Annotated in this window: 10 protein-coding genes; 4 read left to right on the top strand and 6 right to left on the bottom strand. The window is 43.3% G+C overall.

Translation table 11 applies throughout. The features are described from left to right. Positions 1 to 11 precede the first annotated feature (11 nt). The gene (locus tag AAA943_RS01045) at positions 12 to 518 is read left to right on the top strand and encodes a hypothetical protein (protein ID WP_338222385.1); all 507 of its coding nucleotides are present in this window, start codon (positions 12 to 14) and stop codon (positions 516 to 518) included. A gap of 68 nt (positions 519 to 586) precedes the next feature. Here the strand turns inward: AAA943_RS01045 and AAA943_RS01040 are convergent, their stop codons facing one another. The 6 genes from AAA943_RS01040 to AAA943_RS01015 form a co-directional block, all read right to left on the bottom strand. Next, positions 587 to 1183: a hypothetical protein gene (locus AAA943_RS01040; RefSeq protein ID WP_338222384.1), complete on the bottom strand. Its 597-nt coding sequence runs from the start codon at positions 1181 to 1183 to the stop codon at positions 587 to 589. A gap of 14 nt (positions 1184 to 1197) precedes the next feature. Beyond that, positions 1198 to 3561: a TonB-dependent receptor gene (locus tag AAA943_RS01035; RefSeq protein WP_338222383.1), complete on the bottom strand. Its 2364-nt coding sequence runs from the start codon at positions 3559 to 3561 to the stop codon at positions 1198 to 1200. A 109-nt stretch (positions 3562 to 3670) separates the two neighbouring features. Then, a complete protein-coding gene (locus AAA943_RS01030) occupies positions 3671 to 4105 on the bottom strand; it encodes a hypothetical protein (RefSeq protein ID WP_338222382.1) in 435 nt (144 codons plus the stop codon). Between the two features lie 69 nt (positions 4106 to 4174). Then, on the bottom strand, positions 4175 to 5356 hold the full coding sequence (locus AAA943_RS01025; protein ID WP_338222381.1) for a class I SAM-dependent rRNA methyltransferase: 1182 nt from the start codon (positions 5354 to 5356) through the stop codon (positions 4175 to 4177). Then, on the bottom strand, positions 5343 to 6740 hold the full coding sequence (locus AAA943_RS01020; protein WP_338222380.1) for a high affinity choline transporter 1: 1398 nt from the start codon (positions 6738 to 6740) through the stop codon (positions 5343 to 5345). Before AAA943_RS01020 ends, AAA943_RS01025 begins: the two co-directional genes overlap by 14 nt. A gap of 11 nt (positions 6741 to 6751) precedes the next feature. Beyond that, positions 6752 to 8371 carry an ABC-F family ATP-binding cassette domain-containing protein gene (locus AAA943_RS01015; RefSeq protein ID WP_338222379.1) on the bottom strand — a complete coding sequence of 540 codons (1620 nt, stop codon included), beginning with the start codon at positions 8369 to 8371 and terminating at the stop codon, positions 6752 to 6754. 358 nt (positions 8372 to 8729) lie between these two features. On the opposite strand from AAA943_RS01015, the gene AAA943_RS01010 reads away from it, so the two are divergent. The 3 genes from AAA943_RS01010 (at position 8730) to AAA943_RS01005 (ending at position 10660) form a co-directional block, all read left to right on the top strand. Further along, positions 8730 to 9623 (top strand): hypothetical protein, encoded by an 894-nt coding sequence (locus tag AAA943_RS01010; protein ID WP_338222378.1) that lies wholly within the window; start codon positions 8730 to 8732, stop codon positions 9621 to 9623. 84 nt (positions 9624 to 9707) lie between these two features. Beyond that, positions 9708 to 10037: a T9SS type A sorting domain-containing protein gene (locus AAA943_RS21855; protein WP_420915585.1), complete on the top strand. Its 330-nt coding sequence runs from the start codon at positions 9708 to 9710 to the stop codon at positions 10035 to 10037. 35 nt (positions 10038 to 10072) lie between these two features. Further along, the gene (locus AAA943_RS01005) at positions 10073 to 10660 is read left to right on the top strand and encodes a hypothetical protein (protein ID WP_338222377.1); all 588 of its coding nucleotides are present in this window, start codon (positions 10073 to 10075) and stop codon (positions 10658 to 10660) included. Positions 10661 to 10684: the final 24 nt, after the last annotated feature.

Genomic DNA, 10684 nt, shown 5'->3' with positions numbered 1-10684 from the left:
ACTAGGAATTTATGAAAAAGTTAATCCTTGGATTGGTTGTGATGGCTGGTTTGTGGTCTTGCAGCGAGCAAGAACCGGATCTTTATACAGGACGTCAATTGGAATTTCAACTTTTTAAGTCCAGTGATTACGATTTTGATGGGAATTTGGTCGTCAAAGAGCTCGCTGACGGAAATTTGGAATTGTCTCTGAGAATGGATGGATCAAAATCGAATACAGACTATTCTTTTCCTGCACATCTCCATTTTGGAAGTTATGATCAGGCGGATTCTCCGATTGCGTTTATTTTGAGCCCTGTATCAGCAAGAAATTTAAGCTCGGTGACTCAATTGGGGCAATTGTCTGATGGATCCAGGCTTACCTTTGAAGAAATGTCCCAATTTGACGGGCATGTGAAAATCCATCTGGCCAATGAGGGACCGGATTACGAGGTGATTTTGGTGGCAGGAAATATAGGAATCAATCCTTCGGCTGGTTTTGATGCTCAGAAAGTAGCTATTTGCGGAAAAGAATTCTAACTCGAAAAAAACATTAGATATAAAAAAAGCAGCCCTAGAGCTGCTTTTTTTATTGGCAAAATTGGAAATCAATTAATCACCACTGGGAATGTAATATCCAAATCAGACTCTCCGCCTGCCTGAACAAAGTTGGCAAAGTTAGGGTCATCTGCTCCAGGGGAGTTTTTATCCAAATCGTGTCTCAGGACTACTCTCATTTGAGTGTTATTGGTGCCGGGAGAGGAAGAAACAGTGAGCATATTTCTCAGGCCTAAGGCGATTCCATCAGGGTCAGCATAGGAAATTGAAAGAATATTGCTGTCAAATCCGCTTCCCAAGAAATAGAATTGATGCTCATCGGCTTCCTCTTCGATTTCTTCCGTGATGTCTTCATCTTCAATGGAATTATATACCTCGATGGTCATCAAATAAGTCTTTCCTCTGGTCAGAGTTACCGTTTCGATAGTAGGAGAGCCACCCACTTCGATCCCTTGAGGGTCACTTGCCGTGAAAGAAAAGGGACTTCCTACCGGATTGTTGGATTCGTCCATTTCTTGGAAAGTTAAAGTTACATCGGTGATCACTTCTCCGTCGTTTTCCTCTACCGGATCCTCGCTTTCGCAAGATGCAAAGGCAAAGCCCAAGGCTGCAAATAGGTACAACGGTAGTTTGGTGTAGTTTTTCATAGGATTTTTTGGTTTTAGAATTGATAGTTGAGTTTGATTAATAAATTTCTTCCCATATCCGCGGTGAAGTAGCGGAAGCGATTCATGTATTCTTTGAATTCGGTATTGAATAAGTTGGTGACCTGTAGGCCTACATTAAGGGAATTGTCCCCTAATTGGATTTTTCTCTGATAGCCAAGATTAAAAAGAGCATAGGCAGGAGGTGCAGGAGCCAAGTCAAAATCCGGTTCCCGAGTCTGTTCTGCTACCAGCAGATTGCTAAGGGTGATTCTGTTGGCGTTTGGCTGTGCTTTATTTCCAAACTGATAAGACAGACCCCAATCCATCCTGTCTGAAGGAATAAAAGGGAAATAGTTGTTTTCTTCAATATTTCTGGCCCGGATGATCGAACCTTTCAAATATCCACTGAATTGGTCTGTGAAAGAGTAACTTCCGGAAAGGTCTACTCCATAAAAGAAGGCGTCGGCCTGCAGGTACTCGTAGACATTAAAGGTCCCCCTCAGGCTGACAAAAGTCTCCCCTGTAGGATTCAGGTAAATGTAATTATTGATTCGATTGGCATAGGCAGTTAATTCAATCAGTGCTTTTTTGCTTTCGTATTCCAGCCCATTGACCCATTTGAGGGAGTTTTCGGACACCATGTTTGGATCTCCTATTTCCACTGCAGCCGCTCCGTGATGCAAGCCCTGACTGAATAGCTCATTGATATTCGGAGGCCTCCAGGCAGTTCCCAAATTGGAAGTGAAGGAGAAATAGGGGCTCAGTTGATATCTTCCTCCAAAGAATGCTGAGAAGTTTTGGTAGTCCAAATCGGCTTCCTGAAGTTCATTTCCCACAAATCGGGCTGCACTTACTGTTCTGAAATCATAGCGAAGGCCTCCCTCAAGCTCCAAGGGACCTTTCAGGTACTTCTCCATCGCATAGATTCCCGCATTGACCATGTCGTAGTTGGGGATCAAAGGAGTGACCCCGGTCCCCGGAACATTGGAATTGGCCTGCTGAATCACATTTACTCCAATTGATCCGCTCCAGGTATTTTTTCGCGTATGGTCTACAAAAAGGTCTAGGGTGTTGGTAAATAGCTCCAAATCCAAGCTGGGACGGCTATTCAATTCTCCTCTTCTTCGGTCAAATTCCTGTCTCTGATTCAATTGGAAGCCGTATTGGAAATTGATCTTCCATTCCGGAGATAAGTGGTAATGGGTTTTGACCTTGGCCAAATGATGGGACACCACTTGTTTGGGGTTATTGATTTCGTAAGTGAAATCCGGTTTGATAAAGGGTTCTCCGTTGTTTATAATTTCCTGCAGGTCAGAAAGGTTACCTGTGTGTGAGTCCCGTAAAATCCCTATTTCCGTATTGAAAAAGCTGTAATAAAGTTCTGCCCCCAGTTTTTGAGAACTGTAGCCTACAGAACCTGAGAAATTGTACTCGGCCATTCCGGTATTGGCCTGATAGTAGTTGGGCGTGCGTACATTTCCAGCTCGCTTGGCAGAACCCTGCACCCGGTAGCCTAGTCCTTTTATTTTTTCAGATCCACCGGTATAGGCAGCCGAAATGTTACCCATTCGGGAGTTGGTACCTCCAAGGAGATGGATGTCAGTCTGATTTTGCTTAGAAGTAGGTAAGGATGGAGGATTGACCAAAATAACTCCTCCCATTGCTTCCGGACCGAAACGTACCGTCTCAGCACCTTTGATTACTGTAATTTCATCGGCAAGGAAAGGGTCGATTTCAGGGGCATGTTCGGCACCCCACTGTTGCCCTTCAAGTCGGATTCCGTTGTTCAGAATCATGATTCTATTGCTGTGCAGACCATGAATTACAGGTTTTGAAATCGTGCTTCCTGTTGAAAAGGTGGTGACACCAGCCACTCTTTTCAGACTTTCCCCCAAGCTTTCGCCTCTGGATTCGAGAAGGGTTTCACCATAAAGAGAAGTGACAGCAGTGGTAGTTTGTACACTTTCCCTATGCCCGTGCACGTCGACTCCTTCAAGCCCTATTGACTCTTCCATCATTCGGAATGTCTGATTAATGGAGCTGCCAGTAAGTTCCAATGTGGTACGAATTTCCTTATGGCCAATGTATTGCACAGTGATGGTATAAGTGCCTGGACAAAGATCCCTGATGATAAAGTTACCGTTGGCGTCAGAGGCAGCTCCGGTTCTGGTTTCCATCACCATCACATAAGCAGCCTCTATCGGGTTGTCATTTTCCTGATGGAGAATCTTCCCTCTTAAGCTCAAATTGCACTTTTGTGCCAAAGAAGAGCCCGCACCCAAAAGAAAGAGGTGAAGTAATATCAGAACTGTGACTTTTTGTAACACGGTTGCAAAAGTAGCTTTTGACTTCACATTAAACCAATCTTTTTGAAACAAAGTTGCATAGATTTTTAAATGGTCTATTAGCCGGATGTATTGAAATCGGGTGCTTTGGCAAAAAAAAATCCGGCTTAGTTAAACCGGATTAAGAATGTATTGATGGAGATTAACCCAACCAAGCTGCCCAAGGAATACGGCTAAGAATCAAGACCAAGCCTACTGCGTAGAGCATGTAGATGCTTCTGAATTTGGCTCGGGATTCCTGCAATTTCTTGGCGCGGATGTAGCCTATGGAAATCAGTACAATCGCCACAATATTGATCAAAGGGTGCTCCAAAGCAGTCAATCTTGCTGCTGAATCCGACATAGCTCCTCCTCCGGTAAGCAGGGAAAAACCCAAAGGACTGACGAAATAAAGAATCAATCCGATCAAAAGTTGGGTATGGGAAAGGATAAAGGCAATCATAGCGATTTTCCGGTCCTTTTCTGTAAAGGCTTTGCCAGAGAGTGATCCGATTAAGGCGTAAATGATTACCAAAACCAAAGCCGCTAAAGCCAAGTAAGCCAATCCTGAATGGGCGTGTTGAAGTCCTGTGTACATAGTTGTTTGTTTACCGATGTGAAATTAGCACAAATGAAAGTAGGATAGGTCCTGTATTGTTTGAAAACTTTACTCGATGTATAAAACCAGCCCTTTTAAATACTCTGTTTCAGGGTGAAAAATATTCACCGGATGATCCGCAGGCTGGGAGAGGTGGTGAAGGATTTTTACCTTCCGCTTACTTTCCATCGCAGCTGCGGCTATGGTATGAGCAAAGAGATTTTTGTCCACTACCTGACTGCAGGAGAAGGTAAATAGGATTCCACCGGACTTGATTTTCTTTATTGCTTCCAGATTGAGCCGCTTGTATCCCTGCACGGCATTGTGACGGGCTTTGATGTTTTTGGCAAAAGCGGGAGGGTCCAGAATGATCAAATCAAAGTCGTCGCCGATTTCCCGGATGTATTTGACCACATCTGCCACAATAGACTGGTGAGCGCCCTCAAAGCCCGGATTGAGCCTTACATTTTCTTCGGTCAATTCGATGGCTTTGGGGGAAATGTCCACCGAATGTACTTCTCTGGCACCTTCCTGAAGGGCCAACACCGAAAAGCCTCCGGAGTAGCAAAAAGTATTCAGCACCTTTTTTCCTTTGGCATAGGTGGAAACCAGTTTGCGGTTTTCCCGCTGATCGATAAAAAAGCCTGTTTTCTGCCCTTTTTCCCAATCGATCCTGTAATTGGCTCCGTATTCCTGGACTAATTCCGTCTCGGCTTTTCCCCACACCCAAACATTGGAAGCAATACCTGAATCCCGTGGTAGTGTCTCGGAACTCTTGTCATAAATGCCCTTCAATTCACTGCCATAAACAGACTTAAGCGCTTCTGCGATATCCTCCAAATGTCGGTGAATCCCCACATGATGGGCCTGAATCACGGCAGTTCCTTTATAAAAATCAATGATCAAACCCGGAACAAGATCTCCTTCACCATGAACTAAACGATAGACGTTAGTTTGCTGATTATCAGTTAATCCAATTCTTTTTCTTAAATCAAAAGCAGAAGCAATTTTTTCTTTCCAAAAGGCTTGATCAATCTCTCTTTCCTCAAAGGAAATGATTCGAACCCGGATCGAACCATTGGAAAAATGACCGGTTCCTAGGAATTCATTTCTGTGGGAAAAGACTGAAACCAAATCTCCGTTTTCAAGGCCCGGTTCTGCTTTGGCCACGGCTCCGGAGAAGACCCAATGGTGTCTGCGAAGTAGGGAAACTTCTTTGCCTTTATGAAGGACGATTTTAGGGTAATTCATAAGTCTGTTTGATTTTGTCCGGAAAGGAATAACTCCCGAATATCATGGAAAGAATACTTGCACCCAATCCGAAAAGATGGGTTTCCTCTACCCATTCGTAGTTTTCTGCAGCCAAATAGGCAATCATCCCAAATACCATAGACATCAGGGCTCCCATTTTGGAGGCCTTTTTCCAATAAAGTCCTGCAGTAAGGGGAACAAAAAGGGATACGAGCATCAAAATGGATGCTCCCGCAACCAATTCGTAAATATTGGACTTCCAGGATGCCATCAGGATGGCAATAATGGCTACCAAGATCACATTCACCCTCAATATCCAAAGGAAATGCCGATCTTCTAGCTTTTCACCAAAGTAGGGTCGGATGATGTTTTCAGAAATGATCGCGGAGGGAGCCAAAAGCCCGGAACTCGTCGTGCTCATGATAGCAGAAATCAAGGCTCCAAAGAACACAATTTGAATTCCGATGCCTCCATGCTGCAAAATCATGGAAGGAAGGAGCATCTGCTTGTTTTCCAGATAAAGCTCAGGATAGAGCACTTTGGCACCCAAGGCAATGAAAAGCGGAAGAAGCCCGAAGGTCAGGTAGAAAATACCTGCCAAATAGGTGGACCTGACAGCTACCTTTTGGGATTTGGAAGCCATGACTCGCTGGTAGATATCCTGAGAAGGAATACTGCCCAAACCCAAGATTGCCCAGGCCCCGAAGTATTTGGTCCAACCCGACCAGGTGTTTTCAGGAAAAAACTGAAAGCTTTCCGGAGGTGCTTGCGAAATAATTTCCTGTATTCCTCCTGCCTCTTGGGCAACCGTAACTGCTACCCATACCAAACCTACCACAATCATGGTCGTCTGGATAAAGTCGGTAATCGAAATCGCCCACATTCCTCCGAGGAATGTGTAAAATACCACGATTCCTCCTGAGATGAGAATGCCTTGGAAAAGCGACAAATCAGTAACGGCCCCCAAAACCAAACTCAGGGCCACTAATTGCGCAGCTACATAGCCGAAATAGGCCGGAATCATGAAAATAGAGGCAAAAAATTCGATTCTCCTTCCGAACATCTTTTTGAAGACATCCCCAATGGTCAGCACATTCATCCCGTACATGGGACGGAGGTAAAACATCCCGAAGAGAATCAAACAAAGCGCTCCGCCAAAGGGATCTTCAATCACTCCCAGGAGTCCTTCTTCCAAATAAACCGAAGAGGCCCCGAAGATCGTCTCCGAACCAAACCAAGTGGCGAAAAGAGCTGAAGCAGAGAGAAATAGAGGCAAGGATCGTCCAGCCAGGACAAAATCACCGGAGTTTTTCACCAGTTTGGATGACCACACGCCAATGCCGACAGTCACCCCCAAATAGATCAGAATTGCGGTGAGTAGCAATTCAGTAGGACTTAGCTTTTTCCATACATTTTCTCTCGCAGAGCTTTGATCTCTTCGCTTGCCAAGTAATCGTCGTAAGGCATTCTGCGATCAATGGTGCCGTTTGGAGTGAATTCCACGATCCGGTTACAGGATGATTGCACAAACGTGTGGTCATAGGAGCTCATCAAAACCGTTCCCTGGAATTCGATGATGGCATTGTTGAATGCCGTGATGGATTCCAAATCCAAATGGTTGGTAGGTTCATCCATAACCAAGAGGTTGGGATTTTGGAGCATCATTCGGGAGATCATGCAGCGGACCTTTTCCCCTCCGGATAGGACCGAACATTTCTTTAAGGTCTCCTCACCTGTGAACAGCATTCTGCCCAAGAAAGTCCGGACGTAGGCCTCTTCCTGATTGCTGGAATATTGTCGAAGCCAGTCGATGAGGTTTAGCTCGGATTGAAAATACTTGGAATTGTCATTAGGAAGGTAGGCTTTGTTGATGGTAACACCCCATTTCAAGCTGCCTTTGGTGGGCTTGTTTTCCTCCATAATGACTTCGAAAAATTTATTTACCGCCTGTTTGGTCTTGGAGATAAAGGCAATTTTATCGCCTTTGTCCACCATGAGATTCACATCGGTAAAGTAAGTGACTCCATCTTCTTTCAGCTCGAGATTTTCGGTCATAAAAATCTGGTCTCCGGCTTCTCGTTCCTGCTTGAATTGGATGCCCGGATACTTTCTGCTGGAAGGTTCGATGTCATCTACATTGAGTTTCTCGAGCATCTTTTTACGGGCAGTTGCCTGACGTGACTTGGCCACGTTGGCAGAGAATCGGGCGATAAATTCCTGAAGTTCTTTTCGCTTCTCCTCAGCCTTCTTGTTTTGGTCCGAGCGCTGCTTGAGAGCAAGTTGGGAAGACTCATACCAGAAGGTGTAATTACCGGAGTAGATTTTGATCTTGCCAAAGTCAATATCCACGATATGCGTAGAGACTGTATCAAGGAAGTGACGGTCGTGAGACACAACAATGACCAGATTTTTGAAATCGATCAGGAAGTCCTCCAGCCACACGATGGTTTCGGCATCCAGGTCGTTGGTCGGTTCGTCAAGGATAAGGATGTCCGGGTTGCCAAAAAGAGCCTGAGCTAAGAGCACACGTACTTTTTGATTACCCGCCAGATTTTTCATGGGGGTGTAGTGAATATCCTCAGAAATCCCCAAGCCGGATAGGAGTGCAGCTGCATCAGATTCTGCATTCCAGCCGTCCATTTCGGCAAATTCTGCTTCCAGTTCAGAAGCTCGGATTCCATCCGCCTCAGAGAAGTCCTCTTTGAGGTAAATGGCATCTTTTTCCTCCATGATGGCATAGAGTTTTTTATGTCCCATCAGCACGGTTTTTAGCACTTCCACCTCATCAAACTCGAAGTGATTTTGCTTCAAAACAGCCATTCTCTGACCTGGAGTAATATTGATGGCTCCCGAAGTGGAGTCGATTTCTCCGGAAAGGATTTTTAGAAAAGTGGATTTTCCGGCACCATTGGCACCAATTACCCCATAGCAGTTGCCGGGGGTAAATTTGAGGTTGACGTCTTCAAAAAGTGTTCTTTTACCAAACTTAAGGGAAAGATTATCTACTGAAATCATGGGTGTGTATTTGCCTTTAGAAGGCGCAAAGATAGGGAATTAAAATTTTTTACGACTTAAGCAAAATAAACCTCTGCTCACCCATTTCACATTTTCCGGGTTTTAAAAAAAAATATGTATCTCCGCTTGTTTGCACGTTACCGATTATCTATTGGTTTTGAGGATCCAAATAGGAGGATTCCCCCTTATATAGAGGCTAGGAGTCTTTCCCGACGAATGACGGATGGATTTTCCGTCATAGAAATTTGGCTATTCTTAACCTACGGCAATGTTCCGGATTCACATAAAAAAAAATTATTTAAATTGATTTCTTTAAAAATTTTTTAGTATTTAGTAGTTCAACGAAGAAAATCTATTTATGATTGAAAATGAAAACAACCTAATCAGGGGAAGCAAGAGCCTAAGGATAGTAGGGTTATCTTTACTTTTTTTTACGTTTATTTTTCCGCCTAACTTATTTGGGAAAGCAACTCCAACTGTAACAATTACAGGTCCGGAGATTGTATGCCCTAATAACTTTCATCCTAACGGGTCGATTGGACACACCTATATAGCTAATGCAAAGCTTTGGGGACAAAATATCAATTGTTCAAATTGGGAATGGATAATTAGTGAAAATGGGTTTCCAGTAGCTTCGGGTTTGGGAAATACTATTTCGAATTATTCATTCCCAAATGTTGCATCCTACCGAATTCAGTTTTCCACGACCTGCAGCCCTATCCCCATAGAAAAGAATTTATATGTGACTTCAAGAGTCAAAATGCCCAATCCAATCCAGCATGTCACAGCTCCAATTATTTGTAACCCTGGACAAGCCTATACTTTTGCAACAACCCCTCCATTAGATTTAGGTGATTCAACTTGCTATTATCATTATTTATATGAATGGACTGCTCCAACAGGTTGGAGTATTGAAAGTGGTGGAAATATTGAAATGGAGGGAGCTTCTGTAAGTATAGTTGCTCCTGCCAGTACTCCGCACGGAACATATACTATTTCTGTGAAGTCGACTATTCCAAGAAGTGGTCAGCCGAACAATCCATTTAAAAGTGCTCCCGTCAATTATTCCGTACGGGTAGGTCCATTTAATCAGTCTGAAATGTACGTGACAGGTTCCCAGGCAGTTTGCAATGGCAATACTTATCTTTACACAGCAGTTGTGCCGGGGGGCCATAAAAATGGGTACATATACAATTGGTATTTTCCTTCTGGTTGGACCGTGCAGCAGCAACTTACGAACACAATTACATAATATGTACCCACCTATAACAGCTCCTATGGTCCAGTAAGATTTTCTGTAAATACAGGCTGTGGTCCACCTACTGGATATTCAGGAATTACTACATATCCGTGTAATTATTCTGGGTATGGAAACTTTATAGTTTACCCTAATCCGGTAGAAGGGGAATTCAACGTTGAATATATCTTGTCAGAAAACTTTGGTGAAGGCCATAATAGTGAATCCCGAACAGAAACCAATATAAATAATCCTCAAGAAAAGGAGTTTAAGATTGAATTGTACGATAAAGATCAAAAGTTGGTCAAAACAGGTAATTCGAAGCACGGAAAAGTTACCGTTGAAACTTTTGGTCTAAATCCCGGCACCTATTTTCTCCATATCCACTTTGGAAAAGAGGTCTATACAGATCAGATCATTGTGAAATAGTATTAATGTTTTATTGCCACTAAACAATTAAAAAAATGTCATTTCCGAAAAAACATATTCTTCTCGCTTTATTTGGGCTTTCGATGTTTGAAAATAAACTGTTTGCTCAATCTGAAACGGAAACTAAGGCAGAAATTTTCACGGCTAAGAATTTGATATTTGCAGAATTCTTTGGGAATTCTGGTGGCTATGCACTCAATTTTGGGAGGATTTTTTTCCAGAAAGAGAAATGGAAGATTTCAGCAAGTGCTGGCTTCTCTGTATTGTATAAAAGTGAAGATGAACCGCTCCACCCTGGATATTTAGTGCCTGCCTTCATACCAGAGATCTCGGCATTTTATGGAAAGTCAAAACATCATTTAGAATTGGGAGTCGGTTTCAATGCTGCCTATCAAAAAAGCTATTCTTTTGATGAAGATTTTCCAAACAATACAAAAGAACAAACTTACTGGAGTAAATCTATTGTGCCCAGAATTGGATATCGATATCAGAAGCCCGAAGGAGGGTTCTTTTTTAGGGTAGGTTATACTCCTTCGATTAGTTTTGAAAGTCTTGATAAAGCGGCTAAAAAGGCCACCTTTATCCCATTTGGTGCTGGAATCAGTTTGGGGGTAAGTTTTTAATCTTAGCTTTGAAGTAACATAATT

Origin of the sequence: Algoriphagus confluentis, from assembly GCF_036245625.1 — a bacterium.
Classification (GTDB): domain Bacteria; phylum Bacteroidota; class Bacteroidia; order Cytophagales; family Cyclobacteriaceae; genus Algoriphagus; species Algoriphagus confluentis.
This window is presented reverse-complemented; position numbering and strand designations above follow the sequence as displayed.